A 24,909-nucleotide genomic window follows, 5' to 3' on the forward strand; every position below is an offset into this window, starting at 1 on the left:
GGCCTACGTCGAGCCGCAGCCGGTGGCTCCGGCCTACGTCGAGCCCCAGCCGGCCGCGCCGGTCTACGTCGAGCCCCAACCGGTCGACGCGCCGCCCTACGCCGAACCGCAGCCCTACCCGGCGGAGCCCCCGGCATATCCCGTCGTCGTGCCGGCGGCACCGCCCGCGCAGGCGATCGTCCCCGTCTACCCTTCGCAGGAGCTCGCCCGTCCGGGGATGCCCGCGCCGGGCGGCGGCTACTGGATCACCCACCGCGACCTCCAGCTGAACCCCGAGACGCGCATCGTGCTCATCGGCGGGCAGCAGGTCGAGCTCACCCGCACCGAATTCGACCTGCTCGCGACCCTCCTCGAGTCGAAGCGTCGCGTGCGCAGCAAGGCCGACCTCACCCTCGTGCTGCGCGGCGAGTCGTACGTGACCTCCTACTACGTCGGCGAGGCCGACAAGCGCGCGGTCGAGGCGCACATGACGAACCTGCGCCGCAAGCTCGGCGACAACCCGTCGAACCCCCGCTACATCGAGACCGTCCGCGGCGTCGGCTACCGCCTCACCACCGAGCTGCTCGCGCCCTGACGCGCGGAGAAACGCGCGGGATGTCAGACCTTGTACCCGTGGTGACGGCGCACGAGCTTGCTGAACATGAGGAGCGTCTGCAGCACGGTCACCACACCGACGATGGGCCATCCCACCCACAGGATCGACGACTGCGCGACCGGGCCCAGGATGCTCCAGATCGCGGCCGAGGCGATCAGCACCGCGATCAGGAGGATCGCCGGCACCCAGTAGCCCAGCGAGCCGCCGCCGCGTTCCGCTTTGGCCTGCATGGCCCAGTTGTCGACCTTCTTCTTCGAGAGGAAGCGGCTCCAGGAACGGAGGAAGTGGCCGATGCGCACCCACATGAACATCTCCGCCGGCAAGAACAGCACCGCGAAGAGCACGTCGCGGTTGTCGCAGTACTTCATCGTGCGCGCGATGCGCAGGTTCAGCAGCATGGCGACCACGGGCGGGATGAGCCAGAACGCCGAGAACACGAACGCGTTGATCGACAGCGACGCGGCGAGCAGCGTGATGAACGCGACGCGCACGAACAGGTTCGTCAGCATGCCGAAGTTCTCGAACCAGCGCAGGCGCAGGTTGGGGTGGAAGGGCTGTCCCTTCGTGTCGCCGCGCTGGCCGGGCCACATCAGCTCGATGGCGCCGTACGTCCACTTCACCTGCTGCGCGTCGTAGCCGCGCAGCGTCGTCATGCCGCCCACGTACGCGCGCGCGTACGGGCTGATCTTGGTCAGGTAGCCGGCGCTCTTGATCTGCAGCGAGAGGAGCGAGTCCTCGACCTCGCTGTCCTTCACCCACGGCGTCGACTGGTGGTTGGCCTTCATCGCGTCGCGGAGGGCGTTCGTCGAGAAGATCGAGAACTGACCGCCCAGCACCGCCATGTTGCGTCCGCGCAGCAGGTTCTGCAGGTTGAAGGCGGCGAACTGAGTGCGCTGACCGGCGATGAGGAACTTCGCCAGCAGGCCCTTGATCGGCCGGTCGTCGATCGTGTAGATCGCCGAGATGCCGCCGATGCGGGAGTCGCCCATCGCCTCGGTCTCGAGGTACTCGACCGCCTTCGGGTGGGCGATCGTGTCGCCGTCGACGCCCAGGAGGAAGTCGCAGCCCTCGACGAGCGAGTAGCCGTAGTTGAGGGCGCCCACCTTCTTGTCGGGGTTCTTGCCGATGTCGTGCACGAACACCTCGGTGAACTGCTCGCCCAGGTCGGTCGTGATCTCGTGGGGTCCCGCGTACTCCGCGGCGATCTTCGCCGTCTGGTCGGTCGTGTTGTTGATCACGACGTGGATGACATCGGGCACGCGCGTCTGCGAGAGGAGACCCTCGATGACGTCGGCGATCGACTCCTCCTCGTTGTACGCCGGGATGACGCAGCCGATCGTGGAGCGGCGCGTCTGGCCGTCCTCGAGCACGGCGGTGAAGTCCTCGGAGAACTGGTCGGCTCCGTACGAGGCGTCGGCCGGGTAGCCCGGTGCCGGTGCGTAGCTGGGCGCGCCGTAGGCGGGTGCTCCGTAGCCGGGGGCCGGAGCGTACCCGGGGGCGGGCGCGTAGCCGGCGCCACCCGGGTAGGGGTAGGTCGGGTCGTAACCGGTCACAGCGGTCGACTGTGGCGCGGGCGTGGGCCGGTACTCAGCCAACGGGACCTCTTTCTCGCGATGGGGGGAATGCACGACTCACGCCGTGTAAAACCCATCATGCCCCGCGATCCGCAAGGTCGGGAGGGCCCGTGGGCACGGAAATCAGAGACTTTCCGCAAGATTTCCGCAAGACGCCGGGGTGGGGCATCCGCGCTCGCGTTCCTCTGCCGCCGTCTAGGGCGGGCTATTGCTGGAAGATCGCGATCGGAACGGCCTCATACACCGACTGCTGGCCGAACGAGGTGTCGGTGTTCGCCTGCCCCTCGACCCACACGTTCATCGTGAACGACAGGGTGAGCCCGTACGTGTCGCCGGGGAGCTGGTGGATCACCGTGTCGGGAACGAGGAACCCGCCCTGGTAGGTGTTCAGCAGCAGGCCCTTGTCGGAGCGGAGCGTGTCGCTCGGCACCATCGTGCGCGGGTCGGTGCTGAACTGGAACGGAGACTGAACCTGTCCGGAGGTCTGCGCGGTCTGCGAGGAGATCGTGATCGACGACAGGTAGACGCTGCGCTTCTGCGCGAGCACGGCCTTGTCGTCGACGCGCTTGTCGTAGACGTTCACCGCGAACCCGAAGTGCTTGTCGTTGCTCGGCGTCCACTCCTGCGTCTTCTTCGGGTCCTGAGCCCAGACGTTGAGCTCGAGCACCAGGCTGTCGGATAGATCGGTATCGAGCTGCACCGAGCCGTCGCTCGTGAACACCGAGTTGTAGAGCAGCGACGCCGACGGGCTCGAGGAGGGTCCGGCGGTCGGCACGACGGTCGTGGTGCTGCGACCGGACAGCGCGTTGATCGCATCGACGATCTGCGCGCACCCCGTCGCAGAGGCGACCACGATGGCGGAGAGGGCGACGGCGACGGCCAGCCGAGTGGAGCGACGCAACGAACGACCCATGACACTCCCTAGCTCTCGGACCGTGGGGATGGGGATCGCTCTCTCCGGGCGAAAAGATCGCAACCACGCTCGGGACGAATCGTTCGGTACCACCCCGGGCGTCACGAGTATACGCAATGGCCATGGCTACACTCGACCACATGTCCGCTGGGGACGGTGAACCCGATCGCCGCCTGAGGGTGCCTGTCGGCGCGCCTCGGGTCGTGACTGGCGCGCGGACGCGCTCGATCTGGCAGTCGCAGCTGCTGCTGTGCGCCGTGGTCCTCGTCGTGGTGCTGGTCATGCTGGCCCTGCAGCCCGCCCAGTTCTCGACGGGCACGTTCGCGATCGGCGCGGGCGGGGTCATCGGCCTCACGGTCGTCACCCTGGTGTTCCCCTGGCATCGGGTGGGCCGGCCGATCGTCGTGCTGGTTCCGTTCCTCGACATCCTCGCGATCGGGGTCATGCAGTGGGATGCGGGTTTCGCGCTCGACTTCCTGTGGGCGTTCCCCGTGGTGTGGCTGGGGTCCTTCTTCTCGATCTGGGCGATCATGCTCGGTGTCGGCGGGATCGGCGCGACGATGCTGCTGTCGGCGATGCTCACCGACGCCGACAGCCGCACGATGGTCGCCTACATCGTCGCCTTCCTCTCGCTCGCCTTCCTCGCGCTCGCGACCTCGATCAGCGCCCGACAGACCCGCGCGTTCAAGCAGCTGCTGCGCCGCCAGACGGCGAAGCTGCAGGACTCGCTGCACGGGGTCTCGGCGCAGCGGCGCCGCGTCTCGCAGATGTTCAACGCCCTCGACATCGGGGTGGCGCGTCTGTCGGCGCGCGGCCAGGTGCTCGCCCTCAACGAGACCCTCGTGCGTCTGTACGGACTCGACCCCGAGGACATCGATCAGCCGGGTGCGGCGGTCGAATACGACGAGCAGGGCGGCACGGCCATCCCGCAGAGCCGGCGCCCCCTCACCCGCGCGCGCCGGGGCGAGACCCTCGACGACGAGCGCGTCTGGCTGTTCGACGGCGAGGGCGAGTGGCGCGCGCTCAGCGTCTCGACCCGGGTGCTCCCGGCGGGTCTCGACGAGGACACGACGATCCTCTACCTCGTGCACGACGTCACCGCGCTCATCGAGTCCGAGCGCACGCGGGAGAAGCTCGCCACCGTCGTCTCGCACGAGCTGCGCAACCCGCTCACCGTGATCGCCGGACACACCGAGCTCGCCCTCGACGACGTCGATGACGCGCCCCAGCTCGCCGAGCATCTGCGCGTCATCTCGGGCGCGGCCACCCGGATGGACGCGCTCATCGCCGAGCTGCTGACCCACGCCCGCGGCGGATTCTCGGCCGAACCGGCGTGGACGGCGGTCGATCTCACCGAGCTGCTGCGGCTCTCGCTGGAGTCGTTCGCTCCCACGGCGGAGGCCCGCGGGGTTCGACTGACCGCCGACATCGAGAGCGGGCTCCTCGTCGACGGCGACGCGTTCCGGCTGCGCCAGGTCATCGACAACGTGCTCAGCAATGCGATCAAGTACACCGGCGCCGACGGATCGGTGCGGCTCGTGGCGCGCACCGTCGAGCACTCCGCGCTCATCGAGGTCTCGGATACGGGCATGGGCATCGACGCCGACGACCTCGGGCACGTGTTCGAGCCGTATTTCCGTGCCCGCTCCGCGCAGGACAGCGGGGTCGGGGGCACGGGGCTCGGCATGGGGATCGTGCGGGAGATCCTGGTCGCCCATCGCGGCGAGATCGGTCTTGAGAGCACGGTGGGGAAGGGCACGCTGGTGCGCATGCGCATCCCGCTCTCCGACGCCTGGGTGCTCATATGAACGACCCGGTCGCCTACGGACTCGCCGTCGGCCAGGCCACCCTCGCGACCCTCGCTCTCGTGCTGATGACGGGCCTCGGCTACGTGCGTCGTCCCCATCCCGCGACGCTGCAATGGATGCTGGTCTTCGTCGCGGGAGCGGCGGGCGTCTACCTCGGGATGTACGCCGAGAGTGCCGGTGAGGAGTCGCTGCGGCGGCTCTCGCTCGGCATCTCCCTCGGTGCGGGCATCTTCATCTGGTCGGGGCTGCGCTCGTGGCGCGGCGTGCGCTCGGGCTGGGCCGTGCCCGTGCTCTACGTGGCGCTCGCGGCATCCGTGCTCGCGGTCGTGCCCGACGAGTGGTTCGGCCTCGCGTTCGCCGCCGCCTACGCCGTCTCAGGGGTGTTCGCGCTGCTGAGCATCATCGAGCTTCGCCGCATTCCCGAACGTGCCGATGGGATGCTGCTCCCGCTCGCCCTCATCTCCGGCGCCGTGACCGTCGTGGCCGCAGGCAACCTCGTGCACAGCATCATCGCCCGCCCGCGTGGCCCCGAAGACCTCGGCATCCTGCGGGTGCTCGACAGCGTCGGCGCGATGATCTACATCGTCTGCGCCCTGGTGACGCTGCTGTGGCTCGCGGTCGGGCGCGGGGCCGCGGCATCCGGTGTCCCGACGGGGCTCGCCGCGTTCATCGCCGGCGGCGGCGACAAGCTCGCGCGGGCGGCCGACCGGGGCGAGCGGGCCTGGTCGGTGCTCTCCATCCGCCTCGACGACGTCGACGACCTGCGGATCGCCGCCGGCGGCAGCCTGTTCTGGCGCATCGTCGACACGGTCGAACGCGATGTGCGCGCGAGCATCCCGAGCGAGGCCGACATCGCGGTCTCCTCGCCCGGGCACCTGTACGTGCTGCTGATGCGCCCGCCGATCGCGATCGAGTCGGCGCTCGACGACCTGCGCGCACAGGTGTCGCGTCTCGACACGTCGCGACCACTCGCCGTGCAGCTGTCGGTCAGTGTCGGATGGTCGAGCGTGGACGTCTCGGGCTACGACATGGAAGCGTTGCTGCGCGACGCCCGCGCGGGTGCCGCACGGGCATCGGCCGACGGCGGCGACCGATGGGTCCGCGTGACGGAACCGGTGGCCTGACTCAGCCCTGCGCGATGGCGACCGAGAGCAGATCGCTGCCCGTCTGCTTCGCGTACTCGCTCGAGGTCGGCGTCGTCTGCACGAGGAAGTCGTAGGTGAACTGGATCTGCACCGAGGTCGCTCCCTGCGGGACCTCGCCGATGGTGAAGGTCTGGGAGTAGCTGTACGGCGAGAGCGCGAGGTAGCCCGGCGGAACCGTCGATGTGTCGGACTGCGGGCTCAGCGCGGGGAACGTCTCGCCGTTCGAGCCCTGCGGGATCGCGGTCATGGTCGCCGACTGAAGATAGACCTTCTGGCCGTCGTTCGGGTCCACGGTCGTGGTCAGCGACAGCGAGATCGGCTTGAGCGCGCCGGCCTTCCAGCGGTCCATCGACAGCGTCGACCAGTAGTTGACGGTGGCCGTCACCGAACCGCTCTTCACCGTGCGCTGCGTCGAGCCGCTCGAGAGGTCGTTGGACACCGGCGTCGGCACGGCCGACGGCGTCGTCATCGTGGGGGAGGGCGTGCTGTTCTGCTGGCCGGCCCACGGTGCGATGCCGCAGCCCGTGAGCCCCGCGGCCAGAGTCAGGGCGATCATCGCCCCGGTCGCACGTCGAGCCGTCGCCTGCACGGTGTCCCCTCTCCGCGACGATGCTGCCGTCGCGGGGCCAGTCTATGCGGCGCCGCGGCGCGCTCAGCCGTTGTCGAGGTCGCACGCGCCGGCGCACAGCACCCCGGCGAGCTCGCGGAGCGCCCCGAGCCGCTTCAGCTGCTGGCGTTCGGCGTCGGCGCGGGACAGGCCGTCCTCGACCGCCCCGGCGAAGATGCGCCCACCGGCTCCGCCGGGGTGGATCTGATCGCCCGCGAGAAGGTCGACGTGCGGCGAGATCGCGTCATACCAGTCGGCGAGCGAGACGCCCGGATGCTGGCGCGCGAACGCGCGCAGCTCGTCGTTGACGCCGGGGATCCATGATCGCGGCGCGAACGCGTTGACGAGCACGACGGCACGGTCGGGTCCGGCGATCCGCACGATCTCGTCGAGGGTGTTCTGGCTGATCGCGCCGTTCGTGCCGAGTCCGATGACGACGTAGGGACGCAGCTCCCCGTCGGCGGCGAGCTGCGAGAGGATGCCCGGCGCGGCGTACATCGAACGGGAGACCTTCGCGTCGACGGAGATGCCGGGGAACGTCGCCATGAGGCTCGGCGCAGAGGCGAGCATCACGCTGTCGCCGATCGCGGTGATCTGACTGCCCGGGATCGGCGGGCTCGTCGCGGCCACGCTCGGTGCGACCGGGGAGACCGTCGCCGCGGCGGGATCGGCGCCCGCGGGTGCGCTCGCGCCGGGCGTCGGGGTGCCCGCGTCGACGGCGGCTTCGCCGGCGGCGATCGCGTCGGCGGCGCTGGAGCGCGTCGGTGCGACGGCGACCGCGGTGGATGTCGCCGCCACGAGTGCGACCGTGACCACGACGCCGAGTGCCGCCCCCGCCCGCCGCCACGCGGTGCCCCTCAGCGCGCGGCCCCATCCGCGGATGCTCGCGCGGAATCCGTCGCGACGCACCGGCGTCTCGACCAGGCGCAGGGAGAGGTCGGCGGCGACGAGGGTGAACACGAGCGCTGCGACACTGAGCTGCCACGGCACGCTCGCGTCGGCGCCGCCCGTGCCCGAACGGGCGAGCGACGCCGTCAGCAGCACCATGATCGGCCAGTGCCAGAGATAGATCGCGTACGATCGCACGCCGATCCAGCGCAGCGGCGGGATGTCGAGGGCGCGTCCGAGCACGGCACCCGGCCACGTGCACGCGAGGATCACGACACCCGTCAGCGCGCTCGCGGCGATGAGAACCCCAGGGAAGGTCCATGCCGTGGCGGTCTCCGGCAGCAGCGCCAGCGCGACGAGTGCCGCGGCGGCGACCGATCCGGCGACGAGAAGGATGTCGCGCGTCGCCCGCCTCCGCACCCACGGCCGCGCCGAGGCGCGCACGGCGGGGAGCGCGAGTGCCAGCGCGGCGCCGAGCAGCAACCCGAACGCGTGGCTGTCGGTGCCGAAGTACGCGCGGGTGATGGCCCCGCCCGTGGCCCCGCCGGTGACGGCGTCGCCGGCTCCGCCGGCCGCATCCCCGGAGGCCGAGGCGACGAGCACCGCCATCCAGACCGCGGATGCCACGGCCGCGGCCATGACGACGGCGATGCCCGCACGGCGACGCCCGATCGCGAACCGGCGCGCGCGTCGCCCAATGAGCACGCCGAGCAGCAGCACGAGCGGCCAGAGCACGTAGAACTGCTCCTCGACGGCGAGCGACCACAGGTTGCGGAACAGCTCGGGGGCCGTCTGCGCGAAGTAGTCGCCTCCCGCGGCGACGGCGAGCCAGTTGTAGCTGAACGTCGCCGCCCCGAGCACCTGGCGACCGAGGTCGGTGAGGATGTCGCCCCCCACCGCCAGTGCGATGCTCGCGCACACCACGACGACCAGCACGAGCGCGGGCAGCAGGCGGCGGGCGCGACGGCGCCAGAACCCTGCGAGCGAGATGCGGCCCGCGGCATCCTTCTCTCTCGTCAGGAGCGACGTGATGAGGAAGCCGCTGATGACGAAGAAGACGTCGACGCCCAGGAAGCCGCCGACGAACGGCCCGCCCGGGAACACGTGATAGGCGACGACCAGCGCGACCGCGAGGGCGCGCATGCCGTCGAGACCGTCGAAACGGCCTGCGGGGGCGGGGGGAGGTGTGACAGACATCAGGAGTGGGGTTCCGGGGTCGGCCACCGAGTCTACGTCGGCGGTGCGACGGGGTTCGAGCGTCGGCGTGTCGGCCCGAGCGGGCGCCGGGGCGTGTCTGCAGCCGCTCGTTAGGATTTCGGCGTGCGCATCCGTCTCGATCTCGCCTACGACGGCGCTGACTTCTCGGGCTGGGCGCGCCAGCCGGGTCTGCGCACGGTGCAGGGCGTGCTCGAGGGTGCGGTCGCGCGCGTGCTCGGCGGCGAGCCGCGCCTCGTGGTCGCGGGACGCACCGACGCGGGCGTGCACGCGAGCGGACAGGTCGCGCACCTCGACCTCGACGAGATCCAGCACCGCCGGCTCGACGCCGGGCGGGGCGATGTCGACCAGCTCGCCCGCAAGATCACCGGCGTGCTCGGACGTTCCCCCGATGTCGTCGTGCACCGCACCTCGATCGCCCCCGACGGCTTCGACGCCCGCTTCTCGGCCGTGTGGCGCCGCTACACGTACCGCGTGGCCGACGAGGTCACCGGCTACGACCCGCTCGAGCGCACGCGCACCACCTTCGTGCGGGCACGCCTCGACGAGCAGGCGATGGATGCCGCGGCCCGCGCCCTCATCGGGCTCCACGACTTCGCCGCCTACTGCAAGCCGCGCGAGGAGGCCACGACGATCCGCACGCTGCTCGACTACTCGTGGCGGCGCGACGAGACCGGCACGCTCGTCGCGCACGTGCGCGCGGACGCCTTCTGTCACAGCATGGTGCGCGCCCTCGTCGGCGCCTGCGTCGCGGTAGGGCAGGGGCGCCTCGTGCCGGACGACCTCGTGCGGCTGCGAGATGAGGCGGTGCGCACGAGCGCGTTCCCCGTGCTGGCTGCCCACGGGCTCACCCTCGCCGAGGTCGGCTACCCCGCCGAGGACCTGCTCGCCGCGCGCGCCGACCAGACGCGTGCCCGCCGCGAGCTCGACTAAGCGCGTCCTTCGGCGACGCATGAGCGAACCCTGTGAGATCCACCGTGCGCCCGGCGCCGCGCCGGCACCGGCCTATCGTGGAAGCACGATGAAGGTCATCTCCTACAACCTGCGCAAGCACCGGGCCGCCGGCGAGCTCATCCACCGCGTCGCGGAGCACGACCCCGACGTGCTGTGCCTGCAGGAGGCGGACACCACCGACCTCCCCGATCGCCTCGGCGGCCTCGTGCTCGCCGACGCCACCCAGCGCAACCGGCTGGGTCTCGCGGTCTACTTCCGCGAGAGCACGTTCCGGCTGCAGGAGGTGCGCGCCATCTCGCTGAAGAAGTCGCTGCACGACATGGTGCTCAAGCCCGCCGAAGAGCGGATGCTGGGGGTGCGCCTGCGCGACATCGACCACAACAGCGAGCTGCTCGTCGCCTCGTTCCACGCCGCCCCCCTCACGGCGCTGAACTCGCTGCGACGCCATCAGATCCGCACGGCGCTCGCCGAGCTCGCCGACCTCGGCCCGGGACTGCCGACGCTCATGGTCGGCGACTACAACTACCCCGTCTTCAAGGAGAAGCTGGGCGAGCGCGTGCGCGACCAGGGCTACGAGCTGAGCCTCAGCGACTCCCGCACCTACACGCGCTACCGGTTCTTCCGCGGGCACTACGACTTCGCCACCTCGTCGGGGTTCACGATCGCCGACATCCGCACACTCCCGCAGGGGCTCAGCGATCACCTCCCGATCCTCGTGACCGCCCAGCCCGACCCGGCGCGCATCGCCGCCTGAGTCGCGGCGCCCGTCGCCGCGTCACCGCGGGTGGGCGCCGGCGTCAGGAGTGCGGGTCAGGCCGCGGCATCCACGGCGCTCGGCGACGCCGCACGCGGGAGGCGAGCCGCATCGGTGAAGCGGGCCCGGGCGATGACGACCGCGGCGACGACCATGAGCAGCGCCCCCAGACAGTAGGGCGCCGCGTGGCTCACGACGGCGTAGAGGGCGCCGGCGAGGAGCGGCGCCACCGTGCTCATGGCGGCGTTGAGCGACTGCGTCGCGCCGCCCAGCCAGCCTTGCTCGTCGGCGCCGACCGCGTTGGACATCGCGCCGTCCATCGCGGCCTGCGCGGCACCCTGCCCCGCGGCGAGCAGGAGCGATCCGGCGATGAACACCCACGGCTGGGCGAGCACCGAGGCGACCAGCGCGAGGGCCGCGAGTCCCAGTGCCTGGCCGATGATGCCGCTGACGATGACCGCGCGCTCGCCCATGCGGGGGAGCAGCACGCCGAGCAGGGCGCCCTGCACGATGATGTCGACGATGCCGACCGCGGCGATGAGCAAGCCGATCGCGGTCGGACCCCAGCCGATGGAGTCGTAGGCCATCACGCTGAAGTTGTTCACGAACATGCCGAACGGCAGCGCGAGCAGCGCGAAGCCGATCATGAGGCCGCGCAGCTCGCGGCGGCCGAAGGCCTCGCGGAACACGGCGAACGGGTGGAGGTCGGCGACGCGGATCGAGGCGATGCGGTTCTCGGGGCGCAGGCTCTCGGGCAGCAGGAAGATGCACAGCAGCGCGATCACGAACGACACCGCGGCGGTGAGGAAGACGGGCAGCTCGACGCTGATCGCGGCGAGCAGGCCGCCGACGGCCGGCCCCACCATCGTGCCGATGCCGGAGAGGGCGCCGAGCAGGCCGAAGCGCTGGGCGCGCTTCTCGGGCGGGGTGATGTCGGCGAGGTACGCGAACAGAGCGGGCAGGTCTCCGGCGGTGGCGCCCTGGATGACGCGGGCCAACAGCAGCACCCAGAGAGCGCCGCCGATGCCGAACAGCATCATGCTGACGGCCGCGCCGAGCGCGGCGACGATGATGACGGGTCGGCGACCGAAGCGGTCGGACAGGCGACCGAGGAAGGGTGCGATGAGGAAGGCGCAGAGGCCGTTGACGGCTTCGAGCACGCCGACCCACACGGCGAGGTCGCTCTCGTTGGACACGTAGCGCAGGACGACGAAGGGGAGCACGGGGAGGACGACGGTCATGCCGGCGGTGGTCAGCATCGTCAGGACGATGAGCATGATCCAGGCGCGGCGGTCGCTGCGCGGGCTGGTCGAGGAGGAGGTCATGCGATAACTGTATTGATACCAGTTTTGTTGTCAATACAGTTTCGAACTCGATCTGGCTAGACTGGCGGCATGAGCACGTCTGAGCAGCCGGGCCGGCGCGAGAGTTCCCCCGCGCCGGACGGTCGGCAGGAGAGTTCCCCTGCGCCGGAGGGTCGGCGCGAAAATTCCCCTGCGCCGGGGGGTCGGCGCGAAAGTTCCCCTGCGCCGGAGGGCCGGCGCGAAAGTTCCCCTGCGCCGGAGGGTCGGCGCGAAAGCTCCTCTGCGCCGGAGGGTCGGCGCGAAAGTTCCCCTGCGCCGGAGGGTCGGCGCGAAAGAAAGAAGCGCGCGACGCGCAAGCTGATCTCCGACACTGCCACCATGCTGTTCCTCGAGCGCGGGTTCGCGAACGTCAGTATCCGCGAAGTGGCCGATGCCGCGGATGTCTCGCCGACGACGGTGTTCGCACACTTCCCGCAGAAGGAGGCGCTCGTCTTCGACGAGGACGACGAGCAGCGCGACAAGCTCATCGCCTCGGTGCGGAACCGAGGCCCCGGCGTCTCCGTCCACACGGCGCTGCACGACTTCTACCTCGCGGAGATCGCGGCGAACGTCGTCGAGCACGGCGATGCGGTGTCGCGCCGGTTCATGGAGTTCCTCAACGCGACCCCCGCTCTGCGCGACTACGCGGCACGCATGTGGCTGCGCCATGAAGACGCACTGGCAGCCGTGATCGCCGCCGACGCGGGCGTCGACGAACCGTCGCCGGAGGTACGCGCCTACAGCAGGTTCGTGCTGCAGATCCAGATCCTCGCGAGCGAGAGCGACGACCCCGTCGGCGTCTGCGAGGCGGGCTTCGCCGTGCTCACCGACGGCTGGCGTGCGGTCGAGCGCTCGCTCGGCGCATCGGTGTGAGCATTCAGGCCTCGAGGGCGAGACGGACGAGCAGGTCGATCGCGTCGATCCCCGGGCCCATCTCCGCCGCCGCCCGCTCGTAGGTCGCGCGTGACCGCCCGATGGGGTCGATCACATCGTCCTCGGTGAGATCGACCGGAGGCTCGACCTCACCGCGCGCGGTCGCGAGCCGCGCCAGCATCGCCTCGACACGGCGGGCGGGGACGGAGCCCGCGACGGCCGCCGCGGCGCGCAGGCCGTCGTCGCCCACGGCGGCGGCCAGCCGAGCGAGCTCCCGAGCGGTGAAGCTCGACCGCAGCCGAGAGGGCGCCAGTTCCACGACCGCGCGGCGGTGCTCCCGCGACATCCCGATCACGACGTCCGGGGTGCGCAGGTGCGATTCGGTGAGCCACACTGCCGCGTGCGCCGCGGCGGCCTCCTCGGGCACGCCCGCGGCGACCGCGAGGTCGACGGCCTCAGGGGTCATCGTCGCGCCGGTGCGCGCGCGAACGCCTGCACTGGAGACCACGACGTCCAGCCCCCGCAGCCGCTCGGTGAGCACCAGCTGCGCGTACGGCGAACGGCACACGTTGCCCGTGCACACCACGAGGATCTCGATCACTGCAGCCGCCCCTTCCCGCCGCGATCCGACGCGAGTCTAGCGATGCTGGATGGCGCCCGGTCGCCGCATGACGCCTCCCGACGCGCCGCCACGTGCCGATCCGGCACACCTGTGCGCACGTGCCGATCCGGCACACCTGAGCGCACGTGCCGATCCGGCAAACCTGTGCGATAGTGAGGGGGTACCCCTCCGGGCGCCGCAACTTTGCTCAGGGGGGTCGGCTCACGCATGTCGGGGAGCCTTCGCCGCTCGTCACCCGAGACGGGCGTGCGCCGTACGTGATGACGAGCGACGATGTGTGTCGCGAGCCGTCGCGCCTATTGGGGGGGTGTCTCGGTGCGCCTGTTCTCTGTTTTCCGTCGTCGTGTGGTCGCGGTGGCCGCGGCATCCGTCAGTGTCGTCGTGATCGCCGCGGGCCTCGTCGCGATCGCCGCGCCCGCGCAGGCCGCCACCATCAACGCCTCGCAGGGCATCGTCAAGACGGCGATCCTCCCGAGCACGCCGCTCACGCCGGGCACGTCGTTCTCGTATCGGCTCGACTTCAGCTGCGGCACCTCGATCACGGGCGTCACCGGATGTGACACCACGACCATCACCGACCTGCTGCCCGAGTGGATCGACTACGTCGGTGTGAGCTCGTTCCCGGGCACCGCCCCCGGAACCGTCACGACCTCCGCGGTCGGAGACCGCACCCAGGTGGTGCTGGCCTTCACCGCCGCCGTGCAGACTCCATCGGCGTCGACCGGACTGCCGCTGGGGTCGTACCAGATGGACATCCAGGTGCGGGTGTCGCCGAACGCGCCGTGGACCATCGACGGCACGACGATTCCGAACACCGCGAACATCGCCTCGGCGAACGCCGACCCCAAGTCGAGCACCGCGACCGTCACTCCCGTCGTGCCGCAGACCCCTGCAGCCACGGCGGACAAGTCGTTCTCCCCGACCCAGAACTTCAACACCCCGGGGCTCACGACCACCCTGACGCTCACCGGCACGAACACCACCAACGGCCCCGCCGACAGCCTCGTCGTGCAGGATCCGGCCGGGCCCGGCAACCCGCCGACCGGCGCGACGAGCCCGTTCCACTACCTCGCCTTCACCGGGTTCGGCGCGATGACCCTGCCCGCGGGCGCGACCGGCGTCACCGCCGAGGTCTACTCGTCGCTGGACAGCCAGTGGCACACCGTCTACACCGGCGCCGGTCCGCCGGTCTACCCAGCCACCGGTGCGCCTGACCCGGCGGACGTCTACGGCGTGCGCTTCACCTACACCGGCGCGACTGCGGCCGCCATCGAGCGCGGCGCTGCGGGAGTCGCCGCGATCGCCCTCGCCCAGCGCGCGAACGTCGCGGGCCTGCCGGTGACGACCGTGAGCAACAGCATCACCGCGAGCGCGACGCTCGGCACGCTCACGGCGAACTCGCCGCTCGTGAGCAAGAACTACCAGATCGTCCCGTACGGACTGCAGGTGACGGCGGCGAAGACCTTCGACGCCGACCAGGTCAAGGCCGGCGACCCCACCACGGTGCGCCTCGGCGCGACGAACGCGGGGACCGTCGGGCTCCGCTCCCTGTCGATCACCGAGCCGGGCGCCGCGACGACGAGCCCGAACCCGCTCGCCGACGAGCTCACCTTCGCGGGCTTCGGGCAGGTCGGCACGAGCACGACGGGTGTGCAGTGGCCCGACGGCGCCACCTCGGCGACCATCGTCTACACGTATTCCGACAACACGACCTCGGCGCCCCTCTCGACCACGACGGCCGACACGATCCCCGCCCCCGATGTCGCGACGCGTGTCGTCGGCTTCACGGTCACCTTCTCCTCCACGGCCACCGGCGGGATCGTCCCCGGCGCCGAGGCGAAGCTGCCGTTCATCGCGAACACCTCGCGTCCCACGCCGCTTCCCGACCGCACCGACGTGGTCAATGCCGTCGATGTGACCGGTGTCGCCGTCGACGACCCCTCTCGCACGGCGACGGCCCACGCGCAGGACACGCTCTCGATCTACGGTGACCGTCTCGGCGTGACCGTCGCGAAGACGATCACGCCGGGTCAGGGATACCTCACCGCCGGCCAGCAGTTCATCGCGCAGATTCCCGCGACGGTCGCCGGATTCCCGGCGACGACGGTGAACCCCACCCAGGTCGTCGTGACCGACTCCGACGCGCTATCGGCCGACTGGTGGGACCTGTATGACGCCACCCAGCTCACGCAGCTCGGCATCCCCGGGAACGCCAGCCTCACCGTGCAGTACCAGACTGCGCCGGGCGTGTGGACGAACCTGCCGGGAGCGATCGGCCTGACCGCTCCGCCGCAGTACCGCACGATCGACATCCCCTCCTCACTGTCGGGGTCTATCACCGGGCTCCGCTTCGTCTACGACGCGCTGAGTGGGCAGAGCTTCGCCCCGGGTTCGACCTTCCAGCCGAACATCACCTTCACCACTCGGGCCGTGACCCGGTCCAGCTCGACCCCGATCGGGTCGGTGCCGACCAATGCGACCATCCCCGGACCGGGATCGGGCACGACCGACGTCGTGCAGCGCGCGAACTGCGGATCGGCGGATGCCTCGGCGACGAGCCCCGCGCTCTCGGCGACGACGGCGAACACCTCGCCGTGCGCCGTCGTGAACCTGGTTCCGCTCGGGGGAGGGAGCGGAACAGGCCCCGACCTCGTCGACAAGTCGCTCAACCCGATCGCGCTGACGGAGCGTACGCAGGCCACCGCGACGGGAACCCTCAACTGGTCGACGGGGGGGCTGACCGGCATCGCCCAGCAGTACGTCACCGAGACCGGCGCGGCCGGTGGGCCCGCGACCTCGGCGTCGCTGGGCACCTCGTTCTTCAACACGTTCGATCTCACCCGGATCGCGCCGATCACGAAGACCTCCGACCCGGCCATCGCCTACGACACGCTCGCCGCCGTGGAGCTGTTCAACGGCCAGACGGGGGTGTGGACTCCCGTCACGATCTCCGGCGCGACCTCGTGGGACGGCCCCACGTCGGGTTCGACGGTCTTCCCCGGGTACACGCTGAGTGCGAGTGAGCGTTCCACCACGACGGGCGTGCGCTTCCTGTTCGAGGAGAGCCCGAACCGGGCGTCTGTGCTCACGCCGGGCTCGCTCACCCAGCCTGCCGTGGGCAGCGGGGTGACGGCGACGCAGAACCGGCGCCCGATCACGCTGACCTTCCAGCTGCGCGACGTGCTGCGCTCCGACGGCACGACGCCGGTGCTCTACAACGACCTGTACAACACGTCGACGCCCGGCCAGATCCACAACACGGTGACCTCTGACGCCTGCCTCACCGACTTCGTCGCCGGCGTCTGTGCGGACGGCTTCTCGACGACCGACGGTGCGGACATCGCACTGCTGAACGCGACGGCGACGATCACGACGACCAAGACCTGGTCGGGCGGTCCGATCGGCGTGCCGCCGTCGGGAACGCCCGCCGCGGACTACCCGTCGACGCGGGCGACCCTCGACGTCACCAACAACGGCCCGCAGCTGGTGAACTCGATCACCGCGACGGAGCCGTCACCCGGAGTGCTGCCCGGCGACGCCGCCTTCGCGGGCAGCGCGTTCGACGCGTTCACGCTGACGGACATCGCCGGAGTGACCGCACCGCAGGGCGCGACCGCGACCGAGCTGATCCTCACCTACGCCGACGGCACGACCTCGTCCCCGTACACGATCGCGCAGGCCACCGCGTTGACCGCCGCCGATCTCGTGAACGTGGTCGGCATCTCCGCCACCAGCACCGGGCGCATCCAGCCGACGACCTCCGGCAACACCAACGGGCGTCTGCGCATCGTGATCGACCTGCAGCTGCGCGAGACGTACCGTTCCGACCCGGCGACCGCGGTCGCCGCAGGCAGCGTGCCGAACACGCTCATCGGCCAGCTCGCCGACCCGTCGATCGAGACCGCTGGTACCTGCGCGGACTCGCCGGTCACACCGAGCCCGGCACCGAACACGGTCATCGACTGCGACAGCGCGGCGATGCAGATCACCAACACCCAGACCCGCACCGTGACGGCCGCGAAGAGCTTCGCCCCGGACAGCCAGCAGTACGAGAACGAGTCCGACACGTTCACGATGAACATCGCCGGCACGCCGGGCGGAACCGCGCGCAGCAACCAGGTGCAGCTGACCGACCAGTCGCCCGCGTTCTTCAACGCGTACTCGTTCGCCGGTCTCGCCTCCACCTTCGCGATCGCGAGCCCGGCCAACCGGGTCATGGTCGAGGTGCTCACCGGTGGCACCTACGCGGTCGCCCCCGACAACTCCCTGACGCTCACCGGCGGCACCTGGCAGACCGTGGTCGGCACCGCCGGCACCGCGTGGAAGTCCGCCGCGCAGGCACGCACCGCCCTCCCGGGCGGCACCGCATCGAGCACGGCCACCCTCGCCGGCGGCGGCCTCGTGACCTACGGCGCGATCCAGGGCGTGCGCTTCACGTATCAGCGGGTCGCCGCGGCATCCGTCAACGACCCGGCAGCCGCCCTGCTGCTGTTCGAGAACCCCGCGACGCCCACACTGAACGCGGCCGTCTCGATCCAGCGCCGCACGGCGCTCGTCACGGGCGGTCCCGTGCCGACCGATCTGGCGGGCAACAGCCCCGCGCCGGGCACGACCGCCGCGGGCAGCTTCCCGAACAGTGTCGAGGCCCGTGCCAGCGGCGTGCCCGGCAACGGAGTCGACGCGGTCGACACCGCATCGGCGACCATGCACTTCCTGCATCTGCCCACCGAAGCCCGCCTCGTGAAGACCCCGTCCGGCACGATGCAGCCCGCCACCACCTTCACGGTGGGACTGGCGACCACGAACAACGGTCAGTATCCGATCATCGACCCCGTCATCACCGACACGCTGCCGGTGGGAACGGCGGTGGCGGGTGCCCCCGACTACGTGTTCCCCGCGGGCGTCGATCCGACCGACGCGTCGTCCTACACCTTCGCCCGCACGGGCGGCACCGCCCCCGGCGCGCCGTACACGTCGGTGCCGGTGGATCCGTCGCAGGTCACCGTGCACGTGACGTACTCGACGGGTTCGACGCCGGAGCCGATCGCGATCCGCTTCTCGTTCGCGTCCGGCACCGCGCTGGGCCTCGGCGAGACGTACACGATCAGCTTCCCGATGCGCCTGCGCCCGGGTCTGCTCGCCGGCCAGGTCATCACGAACACCTACTCGCTCGACGGCCAGCGCCAGTTCGACCAGTGCAACCTGACCGGTCCGCCCAGCGACACCTGCTCGACGTCGGCCGCCGTCAGCGTGCTGCCGCTCGCGAACCTCGGGATGTATCAAGAGGTTCGTGCCGATGACGCGAGCCTCGGCGTGACCTCGTCGAACTCCACGCCCTGCTCGAGCGCCGACGCGACCAGCGACGGCTTCTACTCCGGGCACTGTGCGCCGATCACCAAGCCCGGAGCCGTGAACACCTGGCGCGGGCAGTACACGAACCAGGGCACCTACTCGCTCGACACCGTCTCGAGCATCCTGTACCTGCCCAACTCCGGCGCGAGCGGCATCACGCTGCCGTCCGCGACGACCGAATGGCACCCGACCCTGAGCGCGCTGCCGACCCTGCAGGCCGCGGTCGCGCCGGGCGCGACGGCGACCTACTACTACTCGAGCGTGACGCCCGGCACCGCGCTCTGCGACGACGTGCTCAACCCGGGGGGCAGCTGCCCGCCGGGGTACTGGAAGCCGCTCGACTCGTCGGTCGACCTCAGCACGGTGACGGCGATCTACGCGGTCGTCGACTTCGCCGGCGGCGGACACGCGCTGCGACCGGGGGAGACGTTCACCCTCAGCTTCCCGACGGATGCCCCGCCGGCAGCGGTCAACAGCGGCACCAACCCCATCGCCTGGAACTCGGCGATGACCGGGGCCACCTACACCGCGGGCGGCTCCTCGGTCACGCTGCTTCCGTTCGAGGTGCCGGTGGTCGGTGCGGCGCTCGCCTCGGGCAGCATCACGATCGAGAAGACCGTCACGGGTGACGCCGCGGGGGAGTCGTGGGTGCCCACGACCTTCTCCGGCTCGCTGCAGTGCACGTCGAACGGTGTCAGCGTCGCCTCGACGTCGTTGCCGACGGTGCCGGCGCTGACCGCCAACGTTCCGGTCACCGTCGGCGGGCTGCCGTGGGGTGCCGACTGTGCGTTCGTCGAGTCGAACTCCGGTGCCGCCTCGTCGGTGAGCCCGGCCTCGGTCACCGCGGTCTCGGGCACGACGCCGCTGCAGCTGCAGACGGTGACGAACGTCTACGACTACGCGAGCCTCACGGTCTCGAAGACCGTCACCGCGAGCACCGGGTTCCCGATCCCCACGGGCTTCGGCTTCTCGGTGGACTGCACGTTCAACGGCGCGACGGTGCTGAGCACGACGTTCACGCTCGACGACGGCGGGTCGCGCAGCTTCACGAACCTGCCCGCCCGCGCGCACTGCACCGTGACCGAGACCGATCCGCTCTCGGCGCAGAGCACCGTCACGAGCGTGGACGTCGCGAACCCGACGGTCACCCCGACCACCGATCAGGCCACGCGCACGGCGGACATCCCCGAGCTGAGCCCGAACGGCACCGGTGGGGCGACCCAGAACGCCGTGTCGTTCGAGAACCTCTACGACGTCGCCGCGCTCACCCTCACGAAGTCGTTCGAGGGCGGCGGCGCGGCCCAGTTCGGTGAGACCCAGTCCTTCACCGCTCACGTGGTGTGCACGCTGAACGGGCAGACGCTCGTCGACACCACCCGCACGCTCAGCGCGTCGGGCGCGTGGACGGCGTCCGTGACCGGCATCCTCGCGGGCTCCACGTGCGATGTGACCGAGAACGCGCTCCTCGGCGCCGACGCGGTCGTCATCACGCCGAACGACGGAACCGACACGACGACGGGCGTCGTCACGATCCCCACGAGCGGTCTGGCCACCGTCGCGCTGACGAACTGGTACCTGACGGGCTCCGTCCAGGTCACGAAGACCTTCGCCGGTGCGGGGGCGGCGACGTACGGCACCGCGCAGTTCACGTTCGACCTCGCGTGCACGCGCGGGGGCGAGTCGGTCGTGCTGCCCGGCGGGGCGACGCGCATCGTCGATGCGGCGTCCCCCGTGGCCGACTACACGGGCATCGCGAGCGGATCCTCCTGCATCCTTCGGGAGACCGACGCGGGCGGCGCGGGACTGAGTGAGATCCAGTCCGCGACGGGCGCGCCGCTGGCCGACGCGGCGACGGGTTACACCTTCACCGTCGCGACCGACCCGACCGTGCTCTCGGTCGGTGATCAGGCGCAGCCCGCGCTCCAGGTGCAGAACACCTTCCGACTGGCGCAGGTGACGGTCACCAAGACGGTCGACTCGCAGGCGACGGATGCCACGGGGCATCCGCTCACCTACGGGCCGTTCCAGGTCGCGCTCGCCTGCACGTTCAACGGGGCCGCGGTGGCTGCGACCGAGCCGTTGACGCAGAGCATCGCCGCAGGCGGCTCGTTCACCTGGACGGGTCTTCCCGAGGGCGCCGACTGCCGCGTGACGGAGACGGATGCCGCCGGCGCCGCGCGCACGACGGTGGCCGTCACCGAGGGTGGCGTGACGCAGCCCGCGGTGACGGGCACGACGGCGACCCTCTCGCCGCTGCCCGACGTGTCGGCCGCCGACCAGAGCACGGTGGCGTTCACGAACGCCTTCGACGTCGCCCCGGTCGTCATCTCGAAGGAGCTGAGCGGACTCGGGTCGATCGGGATCACCCGCACCTTCCCGGTGCATGTCGTGTGCACCTACACGAGCACGGTGTATCCGGCGGGCGTCACACTGCGCGACGTCACCGCGCAGATCGGCGGGACGGCGGCGGCGACGCTGACCATCTCGGATGTCCCGATCGGCACCGTGTGCGACCTGACCGAGACCGACACGGGCGGTGCCACGGCGACCCGCATCCATGTCGGCACGACGGTGACCACGTCGGCGAGCGCCCAGATCACCCTCACGGGTGACGACTCGTCGATCGTCGTGGAGAACGAGTTCGAGCCGCCGCTGGCCTACACCGGTGCCGCGATGAACGTGCTCGTGCCGATCGGCGGCGGACTGCTGCTGCTCGTCGGCGGGCTCCTGCTGTGGGTGCGCAGGCGCCGCAGCGCCTGATGACCGGATGCCGGTGCGCAGCGATCTGCGCACCGGCATTTGGCCGCGGCATCCCGATGACGTAGACTCTCCCTTTGGTGCGCCTTGCTGGGCGTCACCGCGAACGTGAGCCCTCCACTGGCGTCTTGCGCGAGCATCCCTCGCACAAGCACCCCGGAGCGGGATTCACGAACCTCTCCGTTCGATACAGAAAGCAGCACAACTGTGACGCGCACTTTCACCCCCAAGGCAGGCGAGATCCAGCGTGAATGGCTGGTCATCGACGCCACCGACGTCGTGCTCGGCCGCCTCGCCTCGCACGCTGCCGCGATCCTCCGCGGCAAGCACAAGCCCACCTTCGCGAACCACGTCGACACCGGCGACTTCGTCATCGTCGTCAACGCCGAGAAGGTGGCCCTCACCGGTCAGAAGCTCCAGCAGAAGCTCGCCTACCGCCACTCGGGCTACCCGGGCGGTCTCAAGGCGGTCGCCTACTCCGAGCTCCTCGAGAAGAACCCCGTCCGCGCCGTCGAGAAGGCGATCCGCGGCATGCTCCCCAAGAACAGCCTCGGTCGTCAGCAGCTGTCCAAGCTGAAGGTCTACGCGGGTGCCGAGCACCCGCACGCCGCGCAGCAGCCCAAGGCCTACACCTTCGACCAGGTCGCCCAGTAAGCGCCGCTCACCCAAAGGACACACTCGTGGCGAACATCCAGGACTCCACCGACAACAGCTACTCGACCGAGACGCCGGCCGACGTGGTCGTCGACGCCCCCCGCCCCGTTCTCTCGGTGCCGGGTGCGGCCGTCGGCCGCCGCAAGCAGGCGATCGCCCGCGTCCGTCTCGTGCCGGGCTCCGGCTCGATCACGGTCAACGGCCGCACGCTCGAGGACTACTTCCCGAACAAGCTGCACCAGCAGCTCATCAACGACCCGTTCACGGTGCTGAACCTCGCGGGCGCCTACGACGTGATCGCCCGCATCCAGGGCGGTGGCCCCTCGGGCCAGGCCGGCGCGCTGCGCCTCGGCATCGCGCGCGCGCTCAACGAGATCGACGCCGAGAACAACCGCCCGACCCTCAAGAAGGCCGGCTTCCTCTCGCGTGACGCTCGCGTCAAGGAGCGCAAGAAGGCCGGTCTCAAGAAGGCGCGCAAGGCTCCTCAGTACTCGAAGCGCTGATCCGCTCCATGGCGCTGTTCGGCACGGACGGCGTGCGGGGGCTGGCCAACGGCCCCCTCACCGCCGATCTTGCTCTCACCCTGGCCCAGGCGACCGCGGTCGTCCTGGGCCAGGGCCGTTCCGCCGAGGCGCGGCGTGCCGCGGGGCGACGCCCACGCGCGGTGCTCGCGCGCGATCCGCGCATCTCCGGCGAGTTCCTCGCGGCGGCGGTCGCGGCCGGTCTGGCCTCCTCCGGCGTCGACGTCGATGACGCCGGAGTGCTGCCGACCCCGGCGGCCGCGTTCCTCGTGGCCGACACCGACGCCGACTTCGGCGTGATGGTCTCCGCGTCGCACAATCCCGCGCCCGACAACGGCATCAAGATCTTCGCGCGGGGCGGTGTGAAGCTCCCCGACGACGTCGAGCAGCGCATCGAGTTCGCGCTCGCAGGCCCCAAGCTGCAGCCGACCGGCGCCGGCGTGGGTCGCATCCGCCGCTTCGCGGACGCGGAGGACCGCTACGTCCTGCACCTGCTGCGTTCGCTGCCCCATCGCCTCGGCGGCCTCCACGTGGTGCTCGACTGCGCGCACGGCGCGGCATCCGGAGTCTCGCCCGAGACGTTCCGCGACGCGGGCGCCCGTGTGACGGTGATCGGCGCCGACCCCGACGGGCTCAACATCAACGAGGGCGTCGGCTCGACCCACCTCGACTCGCTCGCGGCGGAGGTCGTGCGGCTGGGCGCCGACATCGGCATCGCCCACGACGGCGACGCCGACCGGTGCCTCGCTGTCGATGCGGCGGGACGTGTGGTCGACGGCGACCAGATCATGGCGATCCTCGCGGTCGCGATGAAGGAACGCGGCGCGCTCGCGGACGACACCCTGGTCGCGACCGTGATGAGCAACCTGGGCCTGCATCGGGCCATGACCGATCGCGGCATCCGAGTCCTGCAGACCGCGGTCGGCGACCGCTACGTGCTCGAGGCGATGAACCAGGGCCGCTACTCGCTGGGCGGCGAGCAGTCCGGCCACGTGATCATGAGCGCCTTCGCGACGACGGGTGACGGCCTCCTGACCGGTCTGCACCTCGTCGCCGAGATGGCGCGCACCGGACGCTCGCTCGCCGAGCTCGCATCGACAATGACGGTCTACCCGCAGGTGTTGGTGAACGTGCGCGACGTCGATCGCACCCGCGTGGCCGACGCGCAGGTGGCGGCCGCGGTCGCGGCTGCGGAGGCGGAGCTGGGCGACACCGGCCGGGTGCTGCTGCGGGCGTCGGGTACGGAGCCGCTCGTACGCGTGATGGTCGAAGCGGCGGATGCCGCCACCGCCGAGCGCATCGCGGCCACCCTCGCCGACGTGGTGCGCGAGCGCCTCGAGAACTGAGTCCCGCTCAGCTCCAGGCCATCGACTCGATGTAGCGAAGCAGCACGCCCTCGCGCAGTGCCCACGGGCTCACCTCGAGCTCGTCGACGTCCATGAGACGCATCGCGGTGTGCACGACGACGGCGCTCGCGACGATCTGGAACGTGCGGTCGGCGGTGATGCCCGGCAGCTCCTGCCGGGCGGACGCGGGGATGCGCGCGAGCCGCGGAATCCACGAGCCGAGCGCGGCGCGGGGGAGCAGCATCCGCTCGATGCCCGACCAGCCCGGCACGGGGTAGCCGGCCAGCTTCGCGAGCGAGCGGATCGCCTTCGACGACCCGACGACGTGGCCGGGGCGCGCGAGGGCGCGGAAGGGTGCGAGCACGGGGTCGAGGGTCTGCTCGGCGTGTGCGCGCAGCCGCTCGACGGCGTCCTCTCCGGGCGGGTCGTCGTGCAGAAACTCGACGGTCATGCGTCCGCCGCCGAGGGGCACGGATGCCGCGGCCTCCGGCAGCTCGTCGGCGCCCGCCGCGATCTCGAGCGACCCGCCGCCGATGTCGAACAGCAGCACCTGTCCCGCCGACCAGCCGAACCAGCGGCGCACGGCGAGGAAGGTGTACCGCGCCTCGACCTCGCCCCCGAGCACCTGCAGCTCCTGTCCGAGGGCCGCCTCGATGCGGGCGATGACCCCGTCGCCGTTGGTCGCCTCGCGCACCGCGGAGGTCGCGGTCGCCAGCAGCTCGTCGACGCCCTGCTCCCGGGCGACCCGGGCGGCGTCCGCGACGGCCTGCTCGAGGGCGGCGACGCCCTCCTCGCTGATCGATCCGTCGGGGGTCAGGAAGCGCATGAGTCGCAACACCGTGCGCGTGCTCGTCGACGCCAGGGGGCGGCCGCCCGGGTGGGCGTCGGCGACGAGCAGATGGACGGTGTTCGAGCCGATGTCGAGAACGCCGAGTCGCACGCGGTCAGCCTATCCGGCGCCCGCCCGCCGTCGCGGAGCGCCGAGACT

Annotated in this window: 17 protein-coding genes; 10 read left to right on the plus strand and 7 right to left on the minus strand. The window is 70.9% G+C overall.

Annotated features, from left to right (window positions below):
* A partial coding sequence (locus tag RR49_RS16075) for a winged helix-turn-helix domain-containing protein (protein WP_245610919.1) occupies positions 1-574 on the plus strand: 574 nt, incomplete at its 5' end.
* 23 nt (positions 575-597) lie between these two features.
* On the opposite strand, the gene RR49_RS02050 is transcribed toward RR49_RS16075, so the two are convergent.
* Positions 598-2,148, minus strand: coding sequence for a glycosyltransferase family 2 protein (locus RR49_RS02050; RefSeq protein ID WP_084603768.1), 1,551 nt, complete (start codon positions 2,146-2,148; stop codon positions 598-600).
* A 226-nt stretch (positions 2,149-2,374) separates the two neighbouring features.
* On the minus strand, positions 2,375-3,082 hold the full coding sequence (locus RR49_RS02055) for a hypothetical protein (protein ID WP_045246262.1): 708 nt from the start codon (positions 3,080-3,082) through the stop codon (positions 2,375-2,377).
* Positions 3,083-3,285: 203 nt separating this feature from the next.
* Between RR49_RS02055 and RR49_RS02060 the strand changes: the two genes are divergently transcribed.
* Both RR49_RS02060 and RR49_RS02065 read left to right on the plus strand, forming a co-directional pair.
* Positions 3,286-4,890 carry a sensor histidine kinase gene (locus RR49_RS02060; RefSeq protein ID WP_052671979.1) on the plus strand — a complete coding sequence of 535 codons (1,605 nt, stop codon included), beginning with the start codon at positions 3,286-3,288 and terminating at the stop codon, positions 4,888-4,890.
* Entirely contained in the window at positions 4,887-6,014 is a 1,128-nt protein-coding gene (locus tag RR49_RS02065) for a hypothetical protein (RefSeq protein ID WP_045246265.1), read from the plus strand. The genes RR49_RS02060 and RR49_RS02065 overlap by 4 nt, the downstream gene beginning before the upstream one ends.
* 1 nt (position 6,015) lies before the next feature.
* On the opposite strand, the gene RR49_RS02070 is transcribed toward RR49_RS02065, so the two are convergent.
* Positions 6,016-6,624 carry a hypothetical protein gene (locus RR49_RS02070; protein ID WP_048809397.1) on the minus strand — a complete coding sequence of 203 codons (609 nt, stop codon included), beginning with the start codon at positions 6,622-6,624 and terminating at the stop codon, positions 6,016-6,018.
* Positions 6,625-6,687: 63 nt separating this feature from the next.
* Positions 6,688-8,727, minus strand: coding sequence for an acyltransferase family protein (locus RR49_RS02075; RefSeq protein ID WP_052671980.1), 2,040 nt, complete (start codon positions 8,725-8,727; stop codon positions 6,688-6,690).
* Between the two features lie 123 nt (positions 8,728-8,850).
* Between RR49_RS02075 and truA the strand changes: the two genes are divergently transcribed.
* Both truA and RR49_RS02085 read left to right on the plus strand, forming a co-directional pair.
* Positions 8,851-9,678, plus strand: a complete 828-nt coding sequence (gene truA, locus RR49_RS02080) for a tRNA pseudouridine(38-40) synthase TruA (RefSeq protein WP_045246266.1) — start codon at positions 8,851-8,853, stop codon at positions 9,676-9,678.
* An 88-nt stretch (positions 9,679-9,766) separates the two neighbouring features.
* On the plus strand, positions 9,767-10,453 hold the full coding sequence (locus RR49_RS02085; protein ID WP_045246268.1) for an endonuclease/exonuclease/phosphatase family protein: 687 nt from the start codon (positions 9,767-9,769) through the stop codon (positions 10,451-10,453).
* A gap of 56 nt (positions 10,454-10,509) precedes the next feature.
* Here RR49_RS02085 and RR49_RS02090 read toward each other — a convergent pair whose 3' ends face one another.
* On the minus strand, positions 10,510-11,778 hold the full coding sequence (locus RR49_RS02090) for an MFS transporter (RefSeq protein WP_048809399.1): 1,269 nt from the start codon (positions 11,776-11,778) through the stop codon (positions 10,510-10,512).
* Positions 11,779-12,117: 339 nt separating this feature from the next.
* Between RR49_RS02090 and RR49_RS02095 the strand changes: the two genes are divergently transcribed.
* Positions 12,118-12,669, plus strand: coding sequence for a TetR/AcrR family transcriptional regulator (locus RR49_RS02095; protein WP_273205052.1), 552 nt, complete (start codon positions 12,118-12,120; stop codon positions 12,667-12,669).
* Positions 12,670-12,673: 4 nt separating this feature from the next.
* Here RR49_RS02095 and RR49_RS02100 read toward each other — a convergent pair whose 3' ends face one another.
* Positions 12,674-13,270 carry an arsenate reductase/protein-tyrosine-phosphatase family protein gene (locus tag RR49_RS02100; RefSeq protein WP_045246269.1) on the minus strand — a complete coding sequence of 199 codons (597 nt, stop codon included), beginning with the start codon at positions 13,268-13,270 and terminating at the stop codon, positions 12,674-12,676.
* Positions 13,271-13,564: 294 nt separating this feature from the next.
* Here RR49_RS02100 and RR49_RS02105 point away from each other — a divergent pair, with 294 nt between their 5' ends.
* The 4 genes from RR49_RS02105 to glmM all read left to right on the plus strand — a co-directional run bounded on the left by RR49_RS02105 (position 13,565) and on the right by glmM (position 23,921).
* Positions 13,565-21,403, plus strand: a complete 7,839-nt coding sequence (locus tag RR49_RS02105; RefSeq protein ID WP_048809401.1) for a DUF5979 domain-containing protein — start codon at positions 13,565-13,567, stop codon at positions 21,401-21,403.
* A 204-nt stretch (positions 21,404-21,607) separates the two neighbouring features.
* The gene (gene rplM / locus RR49_RS02110; protein ID WP_045246273.1) at positions 21,608-22,054 is read left to right on the plus strand and encodes a 50S ribosomal protein L13; all 447 of its coding nucleotides are present in this window, start codon (positions 21,608-21,610) and stop codon (positions 22,052-22,054) included.
* A gap of 26 nt (positions 22,055-22,080) precedes the next feature.
* Positions 22,081-22,557: a 30S ribosomal protein S9 gene (gene rpsI, locus RR49_RS02115; RefSeq protein WP_045246274.1), complete on the plus strand. Its 477-nt coding sequence runs from the start codon at positions 22,081-22,083 to the stop codon at positions 22,555-22,557.
* A gap of 8 nt (positions 22,558-22,565) precedes the next feature.
* The gene (gene glmM / locus RR49_RS02120; RefSeq protein WP_045246276.1) at positions 22,566-23,921 is read left to right on the plus strand and encodes a phosphoglucosamine mutase; all 1,356 of its coding nucleotides are present in this window, start codon (positions 22,566-22,568) and stop codon (positions 23,919-23,921) included.
* A gap of 7 nt (positions 23,922-23,928) precedes the next feature.
* Here the strand turns inward: glmM and RR49_RS02125 are convergent, their stop codons facing one another.
* The gene (locus tag RR49_RS02125; protein ID WP_045246277.1) at positions 23,929-24,861 is read right to left on the minus strand and encodes a Ppx/GppA family phosphatase; all 933 of its coding nucleotides are present in this window, start codon (positions 24,859-24,861) and stop codon (positions 23,929-23,931) included.
* Positions 24,862-24,909: the final 48 nt, after the last annotated feature.

This window comes from Microbacterium ginsengisoli, assembly GCF_000956535.1.
Lineage (GTDB): Bacteria > Actinomycetota > Actinomycetes > Actinomycetales > Microbacteriaceae > Microbacterium > Microbacterium ginsengisoli.